Annotated in this window: 16 protein-coding genes; 11 read left to right on the top strand and 5 right to left on the bottom strand. The window is 64.3% G+C overall.

All coding sequences use genetic code 11. The annotated features are described in order from the left end of the window. The first annotated feature begins 255 nt into the window (after nucleotides 1-255). Nucleotides 256-2,331, top strand: a complete 2,076-nt coding sequence (locus tag MFF24_RS20415) for a methyl-accepting chemotaxis protein (protein ID WP_238226850.1) — start codon at nucleotides 256-258, stop codon at nucleotides 2,329-2,331. Between the two features lie 189 nt (nucleotides 2,332-2,520). Then, entirely contained in the window at nucleotides 2,521-2,910 is a 390-nt protein-coding gene (locus MFF24_RS20410) for a GFA family protein (RefSeq protein ID WP_308445610.1), read from the top strand. A gap of 495 nt (nucleotides 2,911-3,405) precedes the next feature. Here MFF24_RS20410 and MFF24_RS20405 read toward each other — a convergent pair whose 3' ends face one another. The 3 genes from MFF24_RS20405 to MFF24_RS20395 all read right to left on the bottom strand — a co-directional run bounded on the left by MFF24_RS20405 (nucleotide 3,406) and on the right by MFF24_RS20395 (nucleotide 7,433). Next, nucleotides 3,406-4,464, bottom strand: coding sequence for a helix-turn-helix domain-containing protein (locus tag MFF24_RS20405; RefSeq protein WP_238226829.1), 1,059 nt, complete (start codon nucleotides 4,462-4,464; stop codon nucleotides 3,406-3,408). Between the two features lie 1,270 nt (nucleotides 4,465-5,734). Continuing rightward, a complete protein-coding gene (locus MFF24_RS20400) occupies nucleotides 5,735-6,055 on the bottom strand; it encodes a DMT family transporter (protein WP_238226827.1) in 321 nt (106 codons plus the stop codon). A gap of 418 nt (nucleotides 6,056-6,473) precedes the next feature. Then, entirely contained in the window at nucleotides 6,474-7,433 is a 960-nt protein-coding gene (locus MFF24_RS20395) for a TorF family putative porin (RefSeq protein ID WP_238226826.1), read from the bottom strand. Nucleotides 7,434-8,478: 1,045 nt separating this feature from the next. Between MFF24_RS20395 and MFF24_RS20390 the strand changes: the two genes are divergently transcribed. The 6 genes from MFF24_RS20390 to MFF24_RS20365 all read left to right on the top strand — a co-directional run bounded on the left by MFF24_RS20390 (nucleotide 8,479) and on the right by MFF24_RS20365 (nucleotide 15,310). Next, nucleotides 8,479-8,853 carry a hypothetical protein gene (locus MFF24_RS20390; protein WP_238226824.1) on the top strand — a complete coding sequence of 125 codons (375 nt, stop codon included), beginning with the start codon at nucleotides 8,479-8,481 and terminating at the stop codon, nucleotides 8,851-8,853. 58 nt (nucleotides 8,854-8,911) lie between these two features. Then, nucleotides 8,912-10,531 carry a trimethylamine N-oxide permease gene (locus MFF24_RS20385; protein ID WP_238226822.1) on the top strand — a complete coding sequence of 540 codons (1,620 nt, stop codon included), beginning with the start codon at nucleotides 8,912-8,914 and terminating at the stop codon, nucleotides 10,529-10,531. A 290-nt stretch (nucleotides 10,532-10,821) separates the two neighbouring features. Beyond that, nucleotides 10,822-11,970, top strand: a complete 1,149-nt coding sequence (locus MFF24_RS20380; protein ID WP_238226820.1) for an aromatic ring-hydroxylating oxygenase subunit alpha — start codon at nucleotides 10,822-10,824, stop codon at nucleotides 11,968-11,970. A gap of 32 nt (nucleotides 11,971-12,002) precedes the next feature. Then, entirely contained in the window at nucleotides 12,003-13,019 is a 1,017-nt protein-coding gene (locus tag MFF24_RS20375; protein WP_238226819.1) for a 2Fe-2S iron-sulfur cluster-binding protein, read from the top strand. Nucleotides 13,020-13,162: 143 nt separating this feature from the next. Further along, nucleotides 13,163-14,752, top strand: coding sequence for a catalase (locus MFF24_RS20370; RefSeq protein ID WP_238226817.1), 1,590 nt, complete (start codon nucleotides 13,163-13,165; stop codon nucleotides 14,750-14,752). A 195-nt stretch (nucleotides 14,753-14,947) separates the two neighbouring features. Next, the gene (locus MFF24_RS20365; protein WP_283214527.1) at nucleotides 14,948-15,310 is read left to right on the top strand and encodes a DMT family transporter; all 363 of its coding nucleotides are present in this window, start codon (nucleotides 14,948-14,950) and stop codon (nucleotides 15,308-15,310) included. A 924-nt stretch (nucleotides 15,311-16,234) separates the two neighbouring features. Here the strand turns inward: MFF24_RS20365 and MFF24_RS20360 are convergent. Both MFF24_RS20360 and MFF24_RS20355 read right to left on the bottom strand, forming a co-directional pair. After that, nucleotides 16,235-17,137, bottom strand: coding sequence for a hypothetical protein (locus MFF24_RS20360; protein WP_238226814.1), 903 nt, complete (start codon nucleotides 17,135-17,137; stop codon nucleotides 16,235-16,237). Between the two features lie 34 nt (nucleotides 17,138-17,171). Next, on the bottom strand, nucleotides 17,172-18,608 hold the full coding sequence (locus MFF24_RS20355) for an N-6 DNA methylase (protein ID WP_373322726.1): 1,437 nt from the start codon (nucleotides 18,606-18,608) through the stop codon (nucleotides 17,172-17,174). A 1,336-nt stretch (nucleotides 18,609-19,944) separates the two neighbouring features. Between MFF24_RS20355 and MFF24_RS20350 the strand changes: the two genes are divergently transcribed. The 3 genes from MFF24_RS20350 to MFF24_RS20340 are packed head-to-tail and all read left to right on the top strand — an operon-like array spanning nucleotide 19,945 to nucleotide 24,263. Further along, nucleotides 19,945-21,258, top strand: a complete 1,314-nt coding sequence (locus MFF24_RS20350) for an SIR2 family protein (protein ID WP_308445609.1) — start codon at nucleotides 19,945-19,947, stop codon at nucleotides 21,256-21,258. A 39-nt stretch (nucleotides 21,259-21,297) separates the two neighbouring features. After that, nucleotides 21,298-21,834, top strand: a complete 537-nt coding sequence (locus MFF24_RS20345) for a hypothetical protein (protein ID WP_238226810.1) — start codon at nucleotides 21,298-21,300, stop codon at nucleotides 21,832-21,834. A 5-nt stretch (nucleotides 21,835-21,839) separates the two neighbouring features. Next, nucleotides 21,840-24,263, top strand: coding sequence for an AAA family ATPase (locus MFF24_RS20340; RefSeq protein WP_238226808.1), 2,424 nt, complete (start codon nucleotides 21,840-21,842; stop codon nucleotides 24,261-24,263). The last annotated feature ends 239 nt before the right edge of the window (nucleotides 24,264-24,502 follow it).

The following is a 24,502-nucleotide window of genomic DNA, read 5'->3' as shown; positions in this document are numbered from 1 at the left end:
ATGTCATCCCATCCCGCGAGGAAGCCGAGACGTCGGATGGGTCCGCCAGTGCCGGATGAAGAAGACTCGCAAGCCGTCTCCCGGTTCGGCCGCCGCATCATCTTGGAGGCCTACGCCGCCGGTTCGAAGTCCCCGCCCACTCCAAGCGCTTATCCCATTAAGAACGCAGTTTTCCCCCAGCGAAATTTTAACCAATTAGTAAAGTTGTCACCGCAAGCTGTTGCAGCAAAATCCTACTTCACGAGCCCTCCAATGCTGACTTCGCTTCCACTTAAAGCGGCCGTTGCGGGCAGCGTGTCATTGGCCACGGTTTTCGCGATCGGCACTACGCTCCTTGCCAAACGCATCGAATCCTCGTTCGACGAACAGAGCCTCAAAATCCAGTCGGAAACCCTCTCCAATGAGGCTCGCGAGATACACGCCCGACTCGCGGCTGCAGCCAAGACTGCCGAGAACCTCGCGACGACCGTCGCAGCGATGCGGCGGAGCGGCATCAAAGACCGTGGTGCTTACGATGCGGTACTGCGCGACGTGCTGGCTGCCAATCCAGGCCTGATCGGCACGTGGACCGGCTGGGAACCGAACGCTCTCGACGGCCGCGACGCCGATTTTGCCGGCACGGCATCATCGGACGCGAGCGGCCGCTTCCTACCCTACTGGAACCGGGGCACCGGTGAAATCAAGCGTGAGGTCAGCACCGGGTACGACACCGAGGCGGACGGTGCGTGGTACCTTCAACCAAAGAAGCACAACCGGCTGGTGGCGATCGAGCCGTACACCTATACGGTGGCAAGCAAGGACACGATGCTGATGACCTTCGGCGCGCCGATCACGGCGAACGGAAGGTTTCTCGGTACGGCCGGGGCCGACCTCGACTTGGGCTCCCTGAACGCGTGGCTCGCGACGTTGAAGCCCTTCGGGACCGGCTATCTCGTCGTCGCCTCGGGGAGGGGGAACGTCGTCGCACATCGCGATGGGAAGGCTACGGGCAAGCCCCTGGCAGCGGTCGACGCTTCCGCCGCGGAGGTGGCGAGCCAGGCCGTCACGACCGGATCGAACGTCGTCGTCGATGCTCCCGGTCCGGGCGGTGCAACGTGGCGTTACATGGCGCAACATATCCAGGCCGGCGACTCCCAGGACCGCTGGGCGATCGTGGCCGCGGTGCCGATGGCGACGCTGAAGGCCGCGGCCGACCAAGCGAAGTGGACGCTGATCGGTATCTCGATCCTTTGCGTTTTGATCGGGTGCGGCGTGTTGTTCGGCCTGCTGCAGCGCCTTGTCGGAACGCCGATCCGTGCGCTCGGGCAGACCATCGGCGGCATGGCGGCGGGCAACTACGAAGCCTGCGTGCCGGAAGCACAGCGCCGGGACGAGGTCGGCCTCGTCGGACAGGCTGTCCTCCGATTGCGCGACGGCCTGCGTGCTCAGGCCGAAGCCGATGCACGGCGGACATCGGAAGCGCAGACCGTCGCCGATGCCGAGCGTAAGGAGACCATGGCGGCCCTTGCCGGGGAGTTCGAGCGGGCGGTGGGCGGCATCGTCGGCATGGTGACGTCGGCGGCCACCGAGCTGCAGGCCACGGCGCAGGGTATGGCCGGCACGGCCACGCAAACCGCCGGTCAATCCACGACGGTGGCCGCCGCCGCCGAGGAGGCCGCCTCGAACGTCAACACGGTCGCGACAGCCGCCGAGGAGCTCGGCGCCTCCGTGCGGGAGATCGGACGGCAGGTCCAGGGATCGGCCCGGCTCGCTCAAGATGCTGCCAGGGAGGCGACACAGACGACCGAGCTGGTGAATGACTTGAGCGGCGCGGTAGCGACCATCGGAGACGTGGTGACGCTGATCACGGGTATCGCCGGCCAGACCAATCTTCTGGCGCTGAATGCCACGATCGAGGCGGCGCGCGCAGGTGAGACCGGGCGCGGCTTCGCGGTCGTGGCCGCGGAGGTGAAGGAACTGGCGAGCCAGACCGCCCGGGCCACCGAGGAAATCTCGGGTCAGATCGCCCGGATCCAGGGATCAACCGTCCACGCCGTATCCGCCATCGCCAGCATCACGGCGCGCATCCAGGAGATCAGCGGCATGGCGACGACGATCGCAGCGGCGGTCGAGGAGCAGGGCGCCGCGACGCAGGAGATCGCAAGGAACGTCGCTCAGGCAGCCATGGGCACGGGCGAGGTGACGAGCAACATCGCGGGGGTGGCGGGGGCGGCCGAGCAGACGGGCGCCGCGGCGAGCCAGGTGCTGGCCTCGGCATCCGAGCTATCCCGGCAATCCGCACACCTTAGCACCGAGGTCGAGCGCTTCCTTGCGACCGTCCGCGCCGCCTGACAGCGAGCGCATTCCGACGAAGTGGTCACCGGTTCGTCGGAATGCGCGCCAAGACGAAGACCGAGACAAGGCGGCCTGATTCAGCCAGGCCGGATACGGCCCTGGCGCCGGGAGGGATCGGCCCCGGGAGGCAGTCCGCCCCGTCCGGTGCGACCACGGCGGCCAAGCGCCGCGAACTCGATGGGGACTATGATGTCGAAAACCGGCGGCTGTCTCTGCGGTGGCGTCCGATATGAAGTGAGCGGCGCGTTGAGGGACCCGATCGCTTGTCATTGCTCGCAATGTGCCCGCACCAGCGGCAACTTCGCGGCTATGTCGAGCTGTCGGTCGGAGGAGCTCGCGCTGACTTCGGCGGAAACGCTGTCGTGGTTCCGGTCCTCGGCCGGCGCGCAACGCGGCTTCTGCCAACGCTGCGGCGGGAATCTCTTCTGGAAGGCGGAGCCGGGCACCGAGACGTACGTGGCGGCCGGGACCTTTGATCAACCGTCGGGACTGCGCCTTGCGGGGCACATCCACGTCGGTTCGAAAGCGGATTTCTACGATATCAGCGACGGGCTGCCGCAAGAACAGGAGTGGTGATCACTCGCCCCGGTCGTTCGGGCGGCTTGGGGGGCGGAGCTTGGGACGCGGGCGAGATGTCCCGGGCCACCGTGCGCGAATGCCGTCGGCGGTTCCGGACGGCGGCGCCCCGCCGGGCCGCCTTCGCGAGGGCGGCGCCTCTAGCCGGATGACGCGGCGGGCCGACGGCGCGCTTCCCGCCCCGCATGTGGAAACGAAGGCGCGGGCCAAGCCCGATGTGAGCCGCACCGAGGCGCCTCGTCGAACCCCGCAGCACACGAGGAGGGCGGGCCGTTCGGTGCCGCCAGCCTCGGCGACGTTGCTGACGCAGCTACGTCAACCAGCGCCCTGGGGCGGCCGCCTCGCAAGAGGGCGAGCCGACGGCGCGGCCGGAACCGTGTCCGCGATGCCCGCAGGCTGGGAGCAGGTTGCGCTGCCGGATCTTGCCAAAGCAAGCCGCTACCTATTTCCGCTAAGGGAACGCGCAGTCTTACCACCGGCCTCGACGGTTCCAAATTAGAAATCGGCTGCGATTTCCTCTTTGATTGGATAAAACAAGTCCACGACATGGTACATTTTCGACAGGCCGAGCTTCTTGTACATCCTGATCGTGTGATTTTTGACGGTACCTTTGCTGATCTCAAGTTCCTGTGCAATCTCGCCTGTTGTCTTGCCGCTCATCACGAGCCGAACAAGATCCCTCTCCCTCGGCGTTAGTTGAGCCAAGCAGGCGGATGCATGCTCCTTGCTCTGCCGCGAAGCCATGGAAGGCAAGGCTTTTGGAAGGCTTCGCTCGAGAACGCAGATGCGTCCGCCCGGTGCCAAGGCGAAATCGGCGTCGAGCGCTTGGCAACGCAAGATGTGGGCGTCGCCGATCGGGGCTTCCGCGGCACTCGTGGTCGACGCGGCCGTCAAGGCACCTGACAGCTCAGGATGGTTCCGCTCGGCGGAGAGCCAACCCGGGTTCGCACAGACCTTCCTTCCATTGCGATCCAGGATGATGGAGGGATCTCTCAGAATGGATGTGCGGGCTTCGCCCGCCGACACCGTTCCCAGGCCACCCAAGAGACGGGCTACGTGCGCCCGATGGAGGCCCTCGAACGCGAAGTAGGCCTGCTTCGCCAGGGCTTCGTCCTGCAGATCGTAACGCTCGCTGCCTCTCTCCAGGAACAGGGCGATACACGATGATCCTATGGTCGGAAAAAACATCGCCATCTCATCAGCAAAACCTGCCTTAGCCTGAAAAGATGTTACATAATTGCTGCTATATTCGTCGGCCCGAACCGCATTATTGAGGGTTAGTATTCCGGTTGATTGATTGGACAGCCACATGCGATAATATGGATCTGCCTCAGACCAAAAATTCTTAGAAAGATAGTAATCGATGATAGGTTGGGCTATGCTCGCCGTATGAAGCACATCCGGGCGGGAATATCGGGAGTATCGCAGAACCCACCCCGACTGACTTTTTAAAACTTCGGCGAAGAGCTCGAGCAGCCGAGGATAGAACTGCTCGCTCCCGATGGCTCGAGATGCGAGGCCCAGCTTGCGGAAGAACGCTTCGTTACGCATCATCGCAGCGTCCGCAGTCTGCGGAACGCCTCCCGATGACGAGGCCTGAACCAAGGCGAAAGCCTCTGCATGCGTGTCATCTGAACAAGCCGCCTGAACCCACACCTTACCAGCCTTTGTCAACCGGCCGCGGATCCGCTAACCGCAACCTAAAGACGCAACTAAGCGAACGTCACGCGCCGTGCCGGACTTGTCCGGCAGGCATGCCCACTGGCGACAACCCTCCGCAAACGTGCCCGTCGACCTCGCGGCACAGACTGGCCGCCTGCGCCCGTAGCCCTTGGCCCACCATGCAAGGATCGTTCCTGGAGAGAACAACTGATTCCTCTTAGGCTCGTCAAGCCGGAGCACCACACGCCGCCGCCCAACCAGCCCCTGACGGGCGATTGTGCACAAAATTGTATGGGCTGGAACCCAGAGGCGCGTCTTGGAGCAGATCTTGGCGCGGGCAGGCAGGTCCCATGCCAAGTCCTGAAGTTTTTCACCGGTTCGTTCACAGGATCGATCATCGTATCCGACAAGCCATGACCGGGATTCCGGTGTCGCACCGACGGATGTACGGCCCAGCTGATGAGGCCACCGGTACGGCGACTTCGATTACGATGTGTCCGTCCGCTCCTCCAAGCGCTGCTTTCGCTTCGACCGCTCCCTGGCCGTGACGTGCGACCCGCGGCTGCCCAATTTGCTGCGACCTGCCTGCGTTCGCCCAAAGCTGCGGCGAAGGCCTTACCGAGAACGATCTCTCGTTGGTCAAGTCGCGGGCTATCTGCGATGAGCCGCAGACGACAAGACGAACGAGGTCCGCGCCACTTCCGAGAAGCGCAAGTTGCGTCGCTACCGGCCGGCTCTTGACCCCTCGAACGTCGACAGCGCAACTCGAAACTCCGGAGCAGGCCGGACGCCGGGAGCGATACGCTCATGCGGTTGGTGCGGGACGCCGAATAGCGCGCGCTTGTCCAGCAGCTTCGGTGCGCAGATGCGGATGGTAGTGCCGACCGGCGCTGATTGATCCGCGGGCCACCTCGAGGGCCCTTTTTCTCGGTGGGAGGCGCGTCAAGGCCACGTCACGCCCGACCTGAACTCCTGACGAAGCATGCCGAGCGAGCCCAGATCGTCATTCAACTGGTGCGATGATCCAGCCTCGGCGTGTTGCAGGACTGGAACAAGGCCGGCGGGGCGGCGCAAGCCCGTAAGGTGCCACATCTCTGTTCCGAGACGCCGTCAACCAGAGGAAGCGTGGTTGCCACACGACAGAAGCCGTACCCAAGCCAAGTCAAGCGGGGCTGGCGATCCGCATTAAGATGAGGCCGGCGGTGATCAGCGCCGCGGCCGCAAGGCGTATCAGGGACGCCTGTTCACCAAGCACGATGATGCCGACCGCGAAGGAGCCGATTGCCCCGATCCCAGTCCAGATCGTGTAGGCGGTGCCCAAGGGCAACGTCCGCATCGACAAAGCTAACAGTCCGACGCTCCCGGCGATCGTCACCGCCATGACCGCGGTCGGCCATGGCCGAGTGAAACCGTCGGATTGTTTCATCGCATAGGCCCACACAACCTCGAAGACGCCGGCGATGAAAAGGTAGAGCCAAGCCACGCTGCCCTCCTGTGAGAGGCGAACTCCCCGAAGCCGAGACGTTGTGCGCGACATCGGAGATATATGGACGATCGCCACCGGCGCTCCGATCGCGGTTATCCGGGCTGCAGCGGCCCTGGACGCAGCCCGAGATGCGCCCCCGGACCGCATTCGCATCGTGTGTCGCATCGCTAGCGACTGCGACATCTGTCAGTACCGAGGCGCTAAGCCTCGGATCCTGCATTGCTGAAACACGACAGCATCTCGCTGAATGGGCAAGCTATCGAATGCCTACGCAAGAGGATTTGCCGATCCAAAAGCGTGTGCATAGCCGTCACGATCTTGGGAGCACACAGAATCCGATCAAGCCTGCAAGTCGATCGACCTCAAGGCTTCAGCTTCCGGCCGACCATCCGCTCAAGCGAGCCGCATCCTAACCCTACTTGAAGAACGCAAGTAGCCCCTCCGGTTCGGCGAAAACTCCCGGAGCAGTCGTGGATCCCTGGAACCGAAATGTCCCAATGAGCGTGTCGTTGCACCAATTGGAACGCCCGCCATTTGCATAGCCTCGTGGGTCGCCCGTATAGGCAAAACATTTTTCCTTAGTAAAATCAGTCATGTGGTAACGTAGGTCAACCAGAAGATTTTTGTAGGCCCATGATATGCCCACATTGCCGTAGTTGTAGCTGGGCAAGTCGAACGGCACGAGACCTGTGGCGGAGGTTTTCGCTGCACCGAGGAAATAATGGCCACCTTCGCCCGAGAACGAAAATCCGCTGGCATACTTCTCTGGCAGGAAAGAAAACCACGTTGCGGGCAACGTGTAAGCGATGGTGCCCGATGTGTATGTTGCTTCGGCGTGTTGTCCGAAAAAATTAGGCGAGTAATAAAACTTCGCTCCTATAGCAAACTCGGGCGTCACCTGATATAGTGGAAGAGCATAAATCTCGTAAAAATCTGAATTCGCGGTCGTAAGAAAAGCGCCTGTCGTTTGGTCAACCAACCGCGTCTCGTTAGGATAGAAATAGTAAACGAAACCGATGTCAAATGAGAGCTTATCGAAGGTCGGTCTGATACCGGCAGCTAGATCGAACTCGAAATCCGGCCGAGTGGGAAGGCGTGTCTGCCAAGTGTAAAATGCGGTATACAAGAAGTTATTGAAGTACTGCAACTCAAAGAAGGTCTGATAGCTGCCCTTGCGAGCTGAATTCGACACGCCGCGGAAGTTGTAATCGGTGGCGTACTGCTGATAAAATGAAAAGCCGATTGCCGGGTCAGGGGCCTTGGCCTCGGCTGGCATTACCTTGGGCACGACAGAGAGATCGGCGGCTGCCGCCGGCGAGCTGATCGAAGCTGCCACCAGGAATGCGTGCGCGACGTGATTACGCCATTTCGACATCGTTCCGGCCCCATCCAGACGTTGCGGGTATCTTGCGGATCTCGTGTCGGACCCGTTGTCCCACATAATTCCTCATAGGAGACGAACGATCTCAAGCGGAAAAATAAGGCAGCTTGCCCCTCCGGCGTGGTCTGAGGCTCATTGTGACGGTTTTACATCACCGCATCTGCGAATTCACCGGTGTGTTGGTTTCGGCGTTGGCTCAGGGAATAGAATCCGGACCGAGCATACGATCATGGTCCCTCCGGTTCCGGATGAACTCCACGCATCTTCCTGGTGGAGTCGGAGCGGCGGCTGCAGTCCACGGTCGCTCAAGCTCGACCTCGTGCGCCGCCGCATCCTCCTCGCTGCTGACCTGACAAACCTGCCGTCGCACCCTTCACTTGGAAACGGAGGCTCTGCCACTCCCACTGGTGACGAGCGGACTCGCGCTCCCCGCCGTCGGTCGGTGGCGATTGCCCGAATGATGCTCATAGGGCAGGCTATCCCTCCGGTCGTGGAACGTCGAAAAGCTGGATCGTTCGCGTGGCCAGGAGTGACGATGCCTGGGATACCTAGCTTGGAGCTGTTGGTAGGGTCTGCCGACGGCTCCTCGGCCCCGCAGGCTAGCCGAGGCCGCCCCGGTCCCGCGGGCGACAAGCCTCTTCCTGCGCACAGCGACCAGCCAAGTCCCGCGGCTCACGATCGTCAAAGCCAATATGGGTTCGAAGCCGGGCCTTACACGGCAAGATCCTGCCGATCCCGGCCACGTCCTGCCAGTCCGATCAGGTTGCGATAGAAGGCTCGGGGACGCGAGGTCCGGGGCAGGGGGCCGGCGGCGTATGACCGTCCGCCGCTAGTCCAAGATCCGTCCGATCGCTTGATTGCCCGGACGAGAGTATATTCCGCATCGCCGGTCGGATCGATGCGCCTGCCTAAGCGTCGGGTCCATGCCGGCCGGCGCGCTCGGTGTCCGGCCCAAAGCGATGTTGGACACCAAGCCACTCATCCAGGCTGAGACAAGGTTCCATCGCGCCAGCCGCGCCGGGCAAGATCCAGAGCCACTTTGCGGCGCAGCAGAATCAAAGCCAATCCCGCTGCAGCGCACGATAACAAAGAAACAGATGCATTCATCGATGCATTTGCGTGGCAACAGGGCAGGGAGCGGAAAAATGCGGCCCAATGCATACGAAACCAGCAGCGCGACCTAGTGACAGTACCAAAAGTCACCATTGTTCGGCGACTTGGAATTAAAATAGCCTTCATCAAGCAGGAGATCTTCGTGCGTCGCGATGGCTCGGAGCAGCCACGGATCGCGCGGACCTGCCGGCTTGCATGCGGCAATGCGTTGGGGGCGGCCACCAATCGCGAACGAGCGCAGGGGTTGAGAGCGGAAAGGGCGATCCCCTCCACAAGTTCACACATCGCTGCTTACAAGTGATCAAGATCAAGACCAGTCCATGGATCTGAATCACCGAAGCTAATGTGGAGGACACCACGTGGATATTGCCGTAGACTCTACGACGATCAAGGAACGTTCCGATGACAATGCGGAACTTCATCGCACCCTGACATGGGTCGACGCCTTCTGGCTATCGAGCGGCGTGCCCGCTTACGTGCTTTTCACGATCGGCGCGGTTGCCGCCACCGTTGGAAACCTGTCGTGGGTCGTGTGGATCGCCTCGATTTCGATCGGCTTCATCCAGTGCTTCACTTATGCCGAAATCGCGGCCCTCTTCCCCCATAAGTCCGGAGGCGCCTCCGTCTACGGAGCCATGGCCTGGGTCCGCTACGGCAAGATGCTCGCCCCAATCTCAGTCTGGTGCAACTGGCTGGCCTGGTCCCCGGTGCTCGCCCTCGGGACGAGCCTCGGCGCCGGCTACATGCTCAGCGTCCTGTTTCCTGCCGACTCGGTCGTCAACACCTGGCAGATGACGCTCGTCGACCTGACTTGGCTCCGAAAAGACCTGACGATCCGCCTCAACGTCACGGCGATCATCGGCGCGCTCCTCATGCTCGGTGTATTCGCCGTTCAGCACCGCGGCATCCTGCAAGCCGCGCGGCTGCAGATGATCTTCGCGATCTCGTCGTTGGTGCCGCTCCTGGCAGTCGGCGTCATCCCGATCATCACCGGCGATCTCCCGCAAGCGAACTTCCTCCCCCTCGTTCCGCTCGTGAAGGACGCGTCGGGCCAACTCGTCCAGGGCGAGTGGAACATGGTCGGCTTCACGACGCTGATGGCCGGCATGTTCCTCTGCGGCTACTCGACTTACGGCTTCGAGACGGCGGTCTGCTACACGCGCGAGTTCCGCGATCCCTCGCGCGACACGTTCCGGGCAATCTTCTCGTCCGGCCTGCTTTGCCTCGCGGTGATCACGCTCGTCCCAGTGGCCTTTCAGGGCGTGCTCGGCCTCAGCGGCTTGCTGGCGCCCGACATCTACAGCGGCATGGGCGTAGGTCGCGCGATGGCGGCGATGGTCGGGGCGACCGGCATGCTTGCGAACTTGATCGTGATCGCACTGATCCTGACCATCCTGCTGTCGATCATGACCGCCATGGCCGGCTCCTCGCGGACGCTCTACCAGGGATCCGTGGACGGCTGGCTCCCGCGCTACCTCAGCCACGTCAACGAGCACGGCGCACCCACCCGGGCGATGTGGACCGACCTCGTCTTCAACCTCCTCCTCCTTCTCATGAGCGACAACGTCTTCGTCCTCGCCGCGTCCAACGTTTGCTACATCACCTTCATCTTCATGAACCTGAACGCCGGGTGGATTCACCGAATGGACCGCCCGAACCAGGCGCGGCCGTTCAGGGCGCCGACGTGGCTGCTCATCACCGGCGCCCTATTGGGCTACCTGAACCTCGTGTTCCTCGGTTTCGGCGCGGACTCCTACGGCGCCGGCACCCTGTTCACCGGCTTCGCGGCAGCCGCGATGATCATCCCGGTGTTCCTGTGGCGGCACTACGTCACCGACAAGGGCGTCTTCCCCCCGACGATGCAGGCGGACTTGCAGTTGGAGGGCGGGAAGACCCGAGCCGGCGCGCTGCCCTACCTCGCCCTGGTGGCCGCCGTCCTCCTGATCGCGGTTTGCTACACCCTGTCCCAGCCTGCCTGAGGCCAGCGCGAGCGACCCGCATCGCACCCCGGTCCCGCGCGGCGGCTTCGGCCGCCGCGCGGCGACTCCGCAGCGCGGAATGTCATACCGGCTGGCAGAGCCGGCGATACTCGCGCCGCCAAGCTTAACCCAACAACCGCAGCAATTTTGCGGCGCCTTTTGCTGCAATGCGGAAGTAGCCGCCGCTTCGAAATGGTACCAAAAGCCATCATTGTCTGGAGAATCTCTAAAGTAGTAGGTTTGCCTTAGCCCTCGTGGTTCAGGTGTCATTCGGCGCAAAGGAGAGAACGGTGAACGAGGTTTTTACCAATCCCAATCTCGGTACTGACCGCTTCAAGATCAACGAGCCGGAGAAGTCCTACACACTTCCTGCTCACCTTTACTTCGATCCTGCGCAGTACGAGATCGAGAAGGATCGCATCTTCGCGAAATCCTGGATCTTCGCCGGATCGGCGAACCAGCTCTCCCAGGCGGGGTCGTACACGACCGTTCAGGTCGCGGATCAGAACATCGCGGTGGTTCGCGGCAAGGACGGCGTCGTCCGGGCCTTCCACAACGTCTGCTCCCACCGCGCCCACGAGTTGCTGAAGGGTTCGGGCCGCACGCGGATGATCGTGTGCCCCTACCATGCCTGGAGCTATGAGCTCGACGGTCGCCTCAAGACCAACTCCGTGATCGAGTCGGTGGAAGACCTGAACACCGATGAGTTCTGCCTAAAGGGCGTCAAGGTTGAGGAGTTCCTCGGGTTTCTGTGGATCAACTTGGACCCGGATGCGGTGCCGCTCTCGGTCCAATCTGCAGGCCTCGACGAAGACGTGCGCAAATACGTCAAGGATCCGGAGACCCTCGTCTACGCGGGGCGCCTCACCTTCGAGATCAAGGCGAATTGGAAGAACGTCGTCGAGAACTTCCAAGATTGCTACCATTGCCCGACTGCGCACCCCGCGCTGGTCGAACTCTTCGACCACTGCGTTTACCGCACGAAAAATTTCGGCATTGCATCAAGTCATATCGCCCCCGCGCGCGTCGACAACGGCGCCTATTCCTTCGATCCGGAGGTAGCGGGTACGCAGTTGATGTATGCTGCGTGGTACCTTTGGCCGAACGTGACGTTGAACGTCTTCCCGGGCCGCCGCAACCTGTCGTTCATGCACATCATGCCGACCGGACCTGAGACGGCGTTCGAGCACTGGGATTTCTACCTCGACACGGAGACGCCGAATGCCGACGAGGTCGCGGCGATGGATTACATCAAGGACGTGCTCCAGCCCGAGGACATCGGCTTGGTCGAGAGCGTCCAGCGCGGTCTCCACTCGCGTGCCTACAGCCAAGGCCGACTCGTGATCGATAAGGAGCGCAGCTCTAATAGCGAGCACGGGATCCATCACTTCCAGTCCATGGTCGTGAAGGCCCTGACTGGAAAGCCCATCTACGAGTAGGCCGGCGAACATCCAGAACAGCGAGAGTTGCAGTGGCTTCCAGCTTCAACGTGACCGTTGAACCGTACGGCGACACCCTTTCCGTTCGCCATCGGCAAACCATCCTTGATGCGGCTCTCGCTGCCGGAATCGATTACCCCCACGCGTGCCGCACCGGCACGTGTGGGGCCTGCAAAGCCCGGCTCGTCTCGGGGACCGTCGATCATCGAGCGTACGACCCCTCGACCCTGACGGCTGCTGAGAAGGAGGACGGTCTGATCCTGCCCTGCCGGGCCTCGCCGACCTCGGACTGCGAGGTCATGTGCCTGGAGCCCGAGGAAGACGCCCCCCCGATCCGGTCGGCCTACGGAACGATCGACGCGGTGGAACGCGTCGCCAGCGACATCGCGATTTTGAAGATCCGCACGGACGGCGCTCCCCTGCAGTTTCTCGCCGGACAGTTCGCACGGCTGGAGATCCCGGGCCTGCCGAAGCGGGACTATTCCTTTGCAAACGTCCCAGGTGGTTCCGTATTGGAATTCCACGTCCGTGCCATGCCCAACGGACAGTTGAGCCGGCATCTCGTTCACGAAGCGAAGGCCGGCGACCGCCTGCTGGTGCGTGGGCCTATGGGCTCCGCCTATTGGCGCCCCAAGCATGCGGGCCGCATGCTGATGATCGCCGCAGGAACCGGACTTGCTCCGATTTGCTCGATCCTCGAGACGGCCCTCAAGAATGGCTGCGGCCATCCCATCGACGTGTTCGTCGGAGCCCGGGATGAGGAGGGCCTCTACAAGGACGAGAGGCTGCGCGAGGTTTCGGCCTCCCACCCGAACGTGAATTACTTTCCGGTGCTTTCCCGTCCCTCCCAGCCGACGACCCGTCGAACGGGACGCTTGCAGCACATCCTCGCGGAAATCCTGCCGGACTGCCCGGATGCCAAAGCTTACGTGTGCGGCCCTCCGCGGATGATCGATGATTGCCGACCGGCTCTCGCTGCGAAGGGTGTGGCCGCGGAGAACTGTCACGTCGACGCGTTCGTGACGGAGTACGACCAAGTCACCGTTTGAGGCGGCGCACGAAGCGAGCCGGCACCGCCGAGATTTTTCCCGGGCTGCACCAGTCGGCACGCCCGGATGGAAGGCGCCCTTGGCCGACGGACTCTTCCACGATCCCGCGGCATTGGCCTCAATCGAAAGGTCCGATTGCAGACATGAGCGAGAACCGTCCGATTCTGACGACCCGCCAGGGCCATCCGGTCCGCGACAACCAGAGCACGCGCACGGTCGGCGAGCGGGGACCGGCGACGCTCGAGAACTATCAGTTCATCGAGAAGATCACCCATTTCGACCGTGAGCGCATTCCCGAGCGCGTCGTGCACGCCCGCGGTGCCGGCGCCCACGGCTGGTTCGAGGCTTACGGCAAGATCGGCGACGAGCCGGCCTCCAAGTACACCCGCGCCCGTGTCCTCAACGAGACCGGTGTGAAGACGCCGATGTTCGTGCGCTTCTCGACCGTGGCCGGCGCCAAGGAGAGCCCTGAGACCGAGCGCGATCCGCGCGGCTTCGCGGTCAAGTTCAAGACCGTCGAGGGCAACTGGGACCTCGTGGGCAACAACCTCAAGGTCTTCTTCATCCGGGACGCGATCAAGTTCCCCGACATGATCCACGCGTTCAAGCCGGACCCGGTGACGAACCGCCAGGAGGCGTGGCGCTTCTTCGACTTCGTGGCGCAGCACCCCGAGTCGATCCACATGGTGACGCACCTCAAGTCGCCCTGGGGTATCCCGGCCAACTACCGCGAGATGGAAGGCTCGGGCGTCAACACCTACAAGCTGATCAACGACCAGGGTGAGGCGGTGCTGTGCAAGTTCCACTGGCAGCCCAAGCAGGGCGTCCGGAACCTGACCTCGCAGCAGGCGTCTGAGATCCAGGCCAAGGATGTCGGCCACGCGACCCGCGACCTCTACGACAACATCCAGGCGGGCAACTTCCCCGAGTGGGAGTTCTGCGTGCAGATCATGCCGGACGGCCCGAACGACCACCTCTCGTTCGATCCGCTCGACGACACGAAGCGCTGGCCCGAGGACCAGTTCCCGCTGCTGCCGGTCGGCCGCATGGTGCTCGACCGTGTGCCGGACAACTTCTTCGCTGAGGTCGAGCAGTCGGCCTTCGGCACCGGCGTGCTCGTCGACGGCATCGACTTCTCGGACGACAAGATGCTGCAGGGCCGGACGCTGTCCTACTCGGACACGCAGCGCTACCGCGTTGGCCCGAACTACCTGCAACTGCCGATCAACGCCCCGCAGCCCGGCGTGAAGGTCTACTCGAACCAGCGCGACGGCCAGATGACCTACGGCGTGGATGGCACGGGCGCGAACCGGCACATCAACTACGAGCCCTCGACGCTCGGCGAGGGCCTCGCCGAGGCGCCGAAGAAGACCGAATACCACCAGCCGGTGCAGGGCAACCTCGGCCGCTATCAGACCTCGCGCACCGAGGACGACTACGCCCAGGCGGGTCACCGCTACCGGACCTTCGAGGACTGGGAGCGCGAGGACCTGATCGCCAACCTCGTCGCCGACATGAAGCAGTGCCCGGAAGCAATCCAGCTTCGGATGGTCTGGCACTTCTGGCACGCTGACGAGGATTACGGTCGCCGCGTGGCCGAGGGCGCCGGGATCGATCTGGAGAAGGCCAAGGCCCTGCCGCCGCTGCCGGGCCGCGCCGCCCCGCACAAGCGCCTGCAGGCCGAGACCTACACCGAGGGCGGCAGCGCCCCGCAGAAGGTCGCCGCCGAGTAACGCCCGGCCGCCGCGCCTCCGGTCACGATCCCCGCCGGCCGCCCGGTACGGCTGGAGGGGCCTACGACCGCCAAGGGGGGAGCACGTCGGGCTGCGGCCCGATCGACGTCACCGACTTGCGCCCGGAGGGGAGGGGCGGCAGCGACTGCCGTCCGCCTGCCCTGTTGAGGTTCAACATCGATTTCCGGATGTGGTATGCGTCGCCGCCACCCATTGGAGTCGAAAGCATTGAACTGGTTTTATTTAGCGATGGCGATCCTGGCCGAGATTGGAGCGACATCAGCGCTGAAGTCGACCCAGGGCTTCTCCAAGTTATTACCATCGGTACTAACTGTGATTGGCTACGGCGCCGCTCTCTTCTTCCTTTCGTTGACGCTTCGAACGATCCCCATGGGAATCGCGTACGCGATCTGGTCGGGGGTGGGAATAGTTTTGATCTCGGCGGTCGGCTGGTTGGCCTACGACCAAAAACTGGACGCCCCGGCCGTGGCCGGCATCTCGCTGATCATTTGCGGAGTGATCGTGCTCAACGTCTTCTCGAAGGCGACCGCGCACTGAAAATCTTTCGATTCTGCTTCTCTGACGGCTGGGGAATGGACCAGGAATCTCGTGAAACCAACCGGGACCTATCCGGTCCGTCGGGCCGGGGGATCACCCATGCCCACCGCGGGTCCGCCCCGGGGCTGAAGCGGGTTTCCGGACCGCATGGGAAGCCCCATGCCCCGGCGTATCGGCATCCGGACGCATTCGAGCCTCATTCCGAGAGCCGTGAGAGGGGAATGAAGTTGTCGGAGGATCAGCGGAAGCTACTCCTTCAATTAAAGCGTAGCTCGCTGTCTTTCACCGGCTGCGAGACCGACGCGCAGCGCCTAGCCATGCTTCAGCTTTACATGGCCGGTCTCGTGACCCAATCCACCAGGCCCGAGCATCGGCAGGAGCTCACCTGGTTGATCACCTGCAAGGGCGAGGCGTGCGTGGCGAGGTGAAGCCGTCCGGATGTGCATCGCGACGCCGTTCGCGCGTCGGAATCGGCGCCGTGCGCACGGTTGCCGCTGCACCGCTGACCTGGACCGGGACCTGCGGAATGCCGACCGACGGTGCCGGCGACCTTGGTGATGCCGACCGCGCGTTGAGGCGCTGGTTGCGTCGGGGTCCGGCCGTGCGTGCGGTCCGGAACTCCTCGCCACACTCGTCGCAGATCCGAGGGTCCGGAGACGCACTGATGGGGTGCCCCCCTCGGAACCGTGCGATAAGGCTGCAGAGAGAAGTGACGAACACCGTGAACACGGTGGCCGTGACCAAGCCCCGAGAATACCGGCCCCAATGGTCCACCGGCTGCTCACGCGGGCGCCCGTCGAGATGGCATCCTCGGCTCCCCCGGATCTGACTGCCCCTCTGGATCGGATAGGTCCGATGACAGCCGGTCTGGTCGGACCGACGCGCGGCGCATATGCGTCACCGGTGCCGGTCCCAGTTCGGCTTTCAAAGATAAAGGCCCGCCCCCTGCGCCCCGGCGAAGCGCGGCTCGTAGCTCGTCGGCAGGTGCGGCAGGCCCGCCGGATCCCCCACCGCGAAGGCCGGCGAGCCTTCGGCCCAGATCCGTCGGCGGGTGACTTGCTTGAGGTCGGGGGCCGCGTACACGAAGCGCTCGTCGTAACGAAGGTAGAGCGTTGCGAAGAAGTTGCGCAGGAGGATCCGGCTGTCCTCACGCGGAAAGCCGGTCAGGATCTCGCCCGCCCGGCCGCCTTCGGGCTCGACGAGGGTCAGGGCGACGCTTTCGTAACGGCTGACGTCGTCACGGATGCCGCGACGGCCCGTAAGTTCGCTCAGCGCGTGATGGAACCGCATGATCACCTCGACGGGATCGCCGCCGCGCCCGATGGCGATGTCGTTCGCCGCGAGTTGCCGCCTTGGCGACGCACCGGCGGGCGCCTCCTCGGCCACGATTCCGGCCTCGCGGTTTGCCCGGAACGCGAACAGGTATCCTGCCACCAGCGCCGGGTAGGTGATGTGGATGTTCGTGCAGTCCCCCACCGCCTCCTCCAGGCGATTGGTCAGGTTCCGAAACGCCTTGATCGCGCCCTTGCACGAGACGGCGAGGACGGGGCCCAGCCCCGGCTTCAGGATGGTGACGTCGATATCCTTCGTCTTGAGGCCACCAAGGATCGTGCGCTCGCCGCCGCGGGCTGCCGAGGGATCGTAGGCGAGACGACCGTCTCTTGGATCGACGGTGAACGGAGGTCGCGGCGTGACCTCGTCGGGCATGAACCCGCCTTCCAAGACGAGGCGGCAGGCGACGTACCAGTGGATCGGCTTGATGTGGCGCTGGGTCTGGGTCGCATCCTCGGAGGTGGCGAAGATCCGGAAGGCCTCGCGTTCGTCCATCCAGCGGCACACAGACGCGGAAGCGGCCTCGCGGTCAGTCGGCACGATGCCGCCACCGACGCATGATCGCCAGGGCCTCGCGGCACGCCTCCTCCTCGACCGGGCGCAATAGCCCCGGGGCGGGCAGGACGACCTGGGTCGCCTCGCGCGGCTCCAGCTTGAGCAGGCCACCCCCGAGCGGGTGGCCCTCGACCTCGCAACTCAGGTCCACGAACGGGCTACCCCATGCCTCCAGCCGCGACCGCGATGCCGGCTGGAGCAGACGGACACAGTGGACGGAATTCGTCGCGGTGCAACGGGCATCGTTGCGGACGAGGCTCGGCTTCCGGCCGGACATGTACGACAGCAGGTAATCGGGAACCTGGACATCCGGGACGGCGTACCACGGTGTTCGTACGCGGCACTTGTAGGCCGTGCGTGCGAGCCGGCCCGCTTCCCCGTCGAGATAGGCCGTCACCACTGATGGCAGCGAGCCCGCCTTGGGTAAGCGCAGCAGGAGAACCGGATCGTCGGCAGCCTTCCACCTCGCCACGTCAGCGCCGGTAAGGGCCGAACCAGCCAGGGCGCGGCCGTTGCGTACGGTTGGATGCAGGAACGCCTCCGGCACGCCGAGGCGGCGCGCCTCAGACGGTTTCAGGTGAAAGAATTCGTTGGCCCCGCTGACATAACCGATTCCGACTTGGGCAATTGCACCGAGACGCAACGCCTCGCCGGAACCCGCGACGCGCCGGTAGGCTTCCCGGGCGACCTCGGGCATCAGGTATGGGCGCAGGCGCCTCCGCCACGCATCGCGCCACTCGGTCACGTCGATCCTCTCGAACGCGTGCGGCGGGGCGTGCATGGGCGCGAACCGGTCGAGGACGCTGAGACGGATCTCGCGGGTCTCGCCGCCATAGCCGTCGGCGAACAAGAGCCAGCAATCCTCCGAAAGCTCCGGGAACAGCTTCTCGCGCACGGCGACGACTTGGACCGTGGAAAAATTCGCGACGGCGAAATCCAGGAAGGGGGCTGCGTAGGGGGCATGCCCGATCTCCGCCGGGACCACGAACGCCATCCGGCCGCCCGGCCTCAGGAGGCCCGCCGTCGCGACCAAGAACGGCGCCCAGGACGAGGTCAATCCGGAAAAGGCGGCTCCGAGACGTCGGCAGAGCCGGAGCGCGCGTTCGCGCGTCTCGCCGGCGAAGCGCTGATAGCGGATGAAGGGCGGATTACCCGCCGCGCAATCGAACCGCGCCTCGGTCCGCTCCGCCCATTCGAAGAAATCGCCGACATGGATCTCGCCCAAGGGCACCCGCTCCCGGGCGAACCGGGCGGTTGCCGCATCCCGCTCGACGCCGACGCAGCGAGCGTGCGCGACCATGAAGGCTCCGTCCCCACAGGAGGGATCAAGGAGGCGGTCGTCACGCTCGCGCACGGCCCATCGAACCAACGTCGCAGCGACGGGGTGCGGCGTGAAATAGGCACCGGACAGTTTACGCGACAGGGGGAGAGCGGCTTCGTTGGGAGGGGAGCCATCCGCCTCGTGTGCGTCCCGGAGGGTCGAAAGAGAATCCATGATGGCGAGGATAACATACGGCTTGCCACGGCATAGCCGGCGGCCGGTAGCGTTCCCCGGCCATCGTGCGCGACACGCCACGTGACCGAACGGAGGCGGGTCGAAGCCGTGGCCCGCGCACGATACCGAGACACGACCCGCGGCCATCAATGAGCGCGCATACGGTATTGGCGGGCACGATAGAGAGAAATGCCTCCAAGAACCGACCAAGCTCAGCCCTATGCGCTTCACCGTCGAGTCACGCTCGGCGCTAGTCGTGCGTCAACGACAACACCATTCAATGCATGGGGCCTTTGTCACGCCGCCTCAATGACACTCCGGTCGTGTACCGATCTCAGTCGCTGCCCCCTTGGATGCAAACTGAGCGACGCTTGGAGCACCACCTCTGAGTTTTCAATAAAATCCGTCATCAGCGGACCTTGGATTGAAACATTCAACAAGGCCGCTTGGAGCCCAACAACTGCCGTTGGGTTGGAGTGATCGGTCCGGCGGCCACAACGTCCTACCGTCGTGTCACATTGGACCGAGTTCGGCTGGAGACGGTCGGCCGCGGACAGATCGGGATCGTGTGGATCTACATGCGCTCGCTCGGAGTCTTGCAGAACGAAAGCAGAACATGCATGAAGGATTCCTGCCGAGCAGCGGAGGGTTGCCGTCAAAAATCCTCTTGCCGCGGCAAGGCTTGGGTGTGGACCCGTGTTGTTAACTCAGCGGCCAACTTCCAGGCCGATAGGTGGGACAGGCGATGTCGACGCGCGGGTGCGTCCCTTCCGATCGCGGTGGGGCGAGTTGTATGATAGCCCGAGGGCGGCGGCCCGCGTTTGGAATTCAGTCAACAGAGGGGTTCGATGCCGCCACCGCCAGCTGCAACGATCACGATCCGTGAGACGCTGGCCATGCTCGATGGCCCGAAACGGACGATCGCCGAGGGTATCGCGAACGATCAATACGTCTTTTGGCTCGGCTCGGGCATCTCTCGGGCCCGCATGCCCGACCTGTCGGACCTAGCGAAGAACGTCCTGCGAACCCTGCAAAGTCGCATCGACCAAGCGGATCCGGCGTGCCGCTACCGGCGGGCCTTGTCCAGCGTCATCAACCTAGCGATGCCGAGCCCCGACGAGTGGGCTGTGATTGACGATCGGCAGGCCGCCGATCTCTGGCCTGTCCTCGACACGCTGGCGAGACGGCTTGTGGGCAACTACGCGCGCATGCTCAACGTCACGGTGGATGGTGAGGAGGCGGATTTTCTGCTGTGGGACGTCCTCGACGCGGCGAGCGTTTATTCCAATCCCGCGATCGAACCCGATGCCGAGCATCTCTGCCTCGCGGCGCTCGCGATCGAGGGTGTGGCATCCGAGATGCCGTCCGCGAATTGGGACCCGCTCCTGGAGCGTGCCGTCGCCAACCTCGCGGAGGCCTCCCCATCCTGCGGGTGGCTGTGGCGCCGGCGGAGACCAGGCTGCACCGCGGACGAGCGAACCTCTACAAGTTCCACGGTTGCGCGGAAGCCGCCCGTTCGAACCCCGGTGGATATCGTGGGCTCCTCGTGGCACGGCAGAACCAGATCCACGGGTGGGCCGCCAACAACCCCGTGATGGCGGGCGTGCTCACCCAGCTCATCGTCACGAAACCGACACTTATGCTCGGCTTGTCCGCGCAGGATTCGAACATTCAGGGATTGTTTGCCGAGGCGCAGGTACGAATGCCATGGCGCTGGCCGCCGAACCCGCCCTCCCATCCCCCTGCCTACGCCTTCGCGGAGAACGCGCTCGGCGGGGATCAGGAAAACCTGCTCCAGAACGTCTACAACCTGGACTACTCGCCCGCCAACCGGCCGCCCATGGCGGCCGAGGCCCTGGTGCAGGCCTACGCCAAGCCGCTCCTGCTGGCGCTGTGGCTGTACGTCGTGACGGCGAAGCTGGGATTGCTCATCGGACACGGCCCTCTCGGACTTGCGCCGGGGGACCGCGAAAAGCTTCGCGAGGGGCTGGCCCACGCCCGCAACGTTGTCGCCGAGAGCTTGATACCAACCTCCGACGTCGTCCTCGAACTGCTCGGATCCTTCGGACGGCTGATGGCGATGTTCCGCGACGGCCACCTGCCGGCCGTCGAGGAAGGCATCTACAGCCCGATCTGCGTGCATCCGCTCCACGCCATGCCGGCCGATCCTGCGCTGACCGGAAGCGGAATCGTCCAATTCGCCCTCGCCGCCGGCCTGATCGGGCTTGGCCTGCAGCGCGGACACTGGTTCGCTGACAAGGCGGACCTGGCGAACCCAGCATCCGGTGCCTTCGTCCTCACGGGACGAAGTGGCCCCGCCAAGGTCTACTTCGCCGCGAGTCCGCAGGCCGCCATCTGCCTGGGCGTCAACGGCCTCGTCGCCGACAACGACGCCGTCATCGTCCACAGCCAAATGAACCCACCCCCGATGCATCGGTCGCCGAGGCGCCCGCCCGGACGCACCGGCCTCGCTACGATCAGGGAGGTCAGCGTGCCGGATCTGCTCGACGGCGGGGCCGAGGTCGAGGACCTATTTAACCGCTTCCGCGAGGCGGTGGCCTTATGACAGCGGTCCCAGCCGAAAGGGTCGCGGACGTCCTTCTGGATGCGGGATACCGCAGGCTTCCCCTGCCCCTGCAGGTCGCAGGTCGCAGGGCTCGCGTTCGAGGTCGCGGGAGCGTTCGTCGGCGTGGGCCATGTCGCCGACCTCGTGGTCGTCGGCGACATGGCGACCGACGGCGAACGGAAGGTTGCGCAGCAGATCGAGGGCATCGCCCGCGCCCTCGACGTGATGCGGTCGCGCCGACCGCTCACGTCCATCATCGTCGGACCGAGGCCCGTCGGAAAGGTGCTCGACGCCATCGCGCAGGTCAGCCGGATCCTTGCCGTCGAGGAAGCCGCCGATCCCGCCGACCTTCGGGACCGATTGGCGATCCTTCTTCCCCTGAACCTGCCCACCCCCCAGTCCGCGGATCGCGACCTCGGTTCCGGCGAGCACCTCGACCTGCCGGACGTCGCGATCGCCACGGCCTTGGTCGAGGCCTCCGCACTCGGCGAGGACAACGTACGGATGCGTTTCCACGATGCGCTCAACGCGATCCTCGAACCCGAGCCCGAGAACGAAGGGGGGGTGCCCGAATGACTTGGTTGAAGTCCCTCCACGTCGAGAACTTCCGCAGCATCGCCGGCGAGGTCAACGTCTCGCTGGATGCGCCGATCGTGCTGATCCACGGACCGAACGGCGCCGGCAAGACGAGCCTCCTGTCGGCCATCGAGTTGGCGCTCACCGGTGCAGTGCCTTCGCTGTCCCGTGCCGAACCCGATTATCTCGCCTACCTGCCCCACCGTGACCGGGAGTTCGGACGGGTGCGTCTCGACGTGGCCGCCCTCGACGGAACCATTCGAACCGGCGATATTAGGGTTACGGCCCGGGGTGTGACGGGCGATCCGATCCTCGGCGCGGCGGATGCCGCCTTCTTCAGCGAGCGAAGCTATCTGGCGCAGTCGACGCTCGGACGTCTGCTTGAGATCTACCAGCACACCGAACGGAAGTCGCAATCGCCCCTCACACGCTTCGTCAAGGAACTACTCGGGCTGGATCGCATGGAGGCGATCATCAACGGCCTCGGTTCCGCTGGACACATCTCCCGCCTGAAGGGACCGGTCCCGGCCTATGGGAAGGTCCGGGAGGACATCCCCTTGCAGGAGAAGGTCCTGGCGGAGATCGACCGCGAGGCCCTCGAAGCCTCGGCCAGCCTCTCGGCGCTCCGAGGCGAGCTGCGCGAGCGCATGTCGCTCGTCGACGCGTCGTTCCCCGAGACGACGCTCGGGGACGATTCCGCGAACCTCCAGGATCTCGGCCGATCGTTGGCGCTCGATGTGGAGGAAGCGGCACTAACCGAACTCGTCCGAGCGAGGCGGGAGGTCGATGTCTCCGAGATGGTCTGGAAACAGGCAAGCACCGTTCCCGGGATCGCCGAACGAGAAACGCTGGAGGCCGAGGGACAGCGCGCGCGGGTCGCGTTAGACGCCTGGACAGGACGCGATGGCGAGCGCATCGAGGAGCTGCTCGGCCGTTCCGGGACCCTGTTCGCGGACTTCGCCCTGTCGGGCGAGAGCGGTTATGCCGAGCGCGCCCGATCGTTCGGCGCGCGCGCCGAGACCGACCTGAGGCGCCTCGAAGGTGTGCTCGGCGCCCATGAGGCGGGCCTGGAGCGTCGGGACGCCCTTACGCGGGAGCTTCAGGAGGCGCGCACGCGCATCGCTCGGCTAGACAGTCAGATCAACGAGGCATCCGGAACGAACGAGGCCTATGCCAAGGCGTTGTCCGAACTCGCCTCGCACATCCACGGCGATACCTGTCCCGTCTGCGATCGGGACTTCGGCGGCACATCGCTGGCGGCGCATCTCTCGGCCAAGATCGGTCGCCTCGTGGAACAGGCCGGACGCTTGCAGTCGCTCGCGAAGGATCACGGTAACACCGTAACCGCCGCCGCTCAACTCGAACGCCAGCTGGCGACGACACAGTCCCAGCTTCTGCCGGAGCCCGACCTGAGCCGGGCGAAGGCGCGGGCGGCGGATCTTGGGGAGGTCTCGCGCCAGCTTGGCGATGCGATGCCTCTGATGCAGGACGGCGATCGCTGTCGCAGCGAGGTGGCGCGTGTCGCCGGCGCCCTGGCCGCCATGCGCAACGCTGAACAGGCCGTGCTCACGCTACGCGACAAGCTAGACGGTTTGTGGCAGCAGTTGGACGGGCCCTCCCTCGACGGGGTGCCGACGTCAGAGCTCCTCGTGCGCGTGAGAACGCGGATCGAGGAGCGAGAGGCGGCGCTGAACGAGCGCCAGCGCGCGCGCAGGCAAGCGGCCGACACGGTGGCGTCCCTCATCGCCCTGACGCGCAAAATCGCCGATCGGAAGGTCCGACGGGACGAGGTCGAGAAAACACTTCTGGCGCTGCGGCGCAGGAAGGACGAGGCTGACAAGCTCATCGAACTCGCCAAGGATCTCATGAGGCAGACGCGCGAAGCGAGAGGCCGCGTCGTCCGGAAGGCATTCAACGACGAGCTCAACGCCATCTGGCGGGACCTTTTCGTCCGTCTCGCACCCGAGGAGCCGTTCATTCCAGCCTTCGCCATTCCCGAGGGCGCCGGAACGGAGATCGAAGCCGTCCTGGAGACGCATCACCGCCAGGGGGGAAAGGGCGGCAATCCTCAGGCGATGCTGAGCGCCGGGAATCTGAACACCGCCGCCCTGACGCTTTTCCTGGCTCTCCATCTATCGGTGGACGCGAGGCTGCCGTGCCTGGTGATCGACGATCCCGTGCAGAGCATGGACGAGGTGCACATCGCCCAGTTCGCCGCTCTGTTGAGGACCTTCTCCAAGCAGATGAGGCGTCAGGTCGTCATCGCCGTCCACGAGCGATCGCTTTTCGACTATCTGGCGCTCGAACTCAGCCCGGCCTTCGAGGGCGATCGCCTCTACGTCATCGAACTGGGACGCAATGCCATCGGCCAGACCACCCACCGCTGGGATCCGAGGACCTTCGTCGAGGATAGGGCGATCGCGGCGTGATTGGGTCTTAAGCGGTCGCGCGGGCCGGGCCGCGCGATCGTGCCCCACCCTCTGCGGACCCTCGGGACGCGACGAGGGTTTTCACCGTCTATCCCTAAGATCCTCCAGTTGCGTCGGTATAAGATCGTCATGTCGCATCGCGGGACGCGTCCGGATACCGGCGTCCCGTTCCTCAAGCCGCGCCAAGCGCTCTCGCATGCGCCATCTCCGCCTCGGCCACGTTGAGCCGCGCCAACGCC

It is taken from the genome of Methylorubrum aminovorans (genome assembly GCF_022179725.1).
Lineage (GTDB): Bacteria > Pseudomonadota > Alphaproteobacteria > Rhizobiales > Beijerinckiaceae > Methylobacterium > Methylobacterium aminovorans.
The sequence above is the reverse complement of the archived record's forward strand: the minus strand, read 5'-3'. Positions and strand labels throughout refer to the sequence as shown.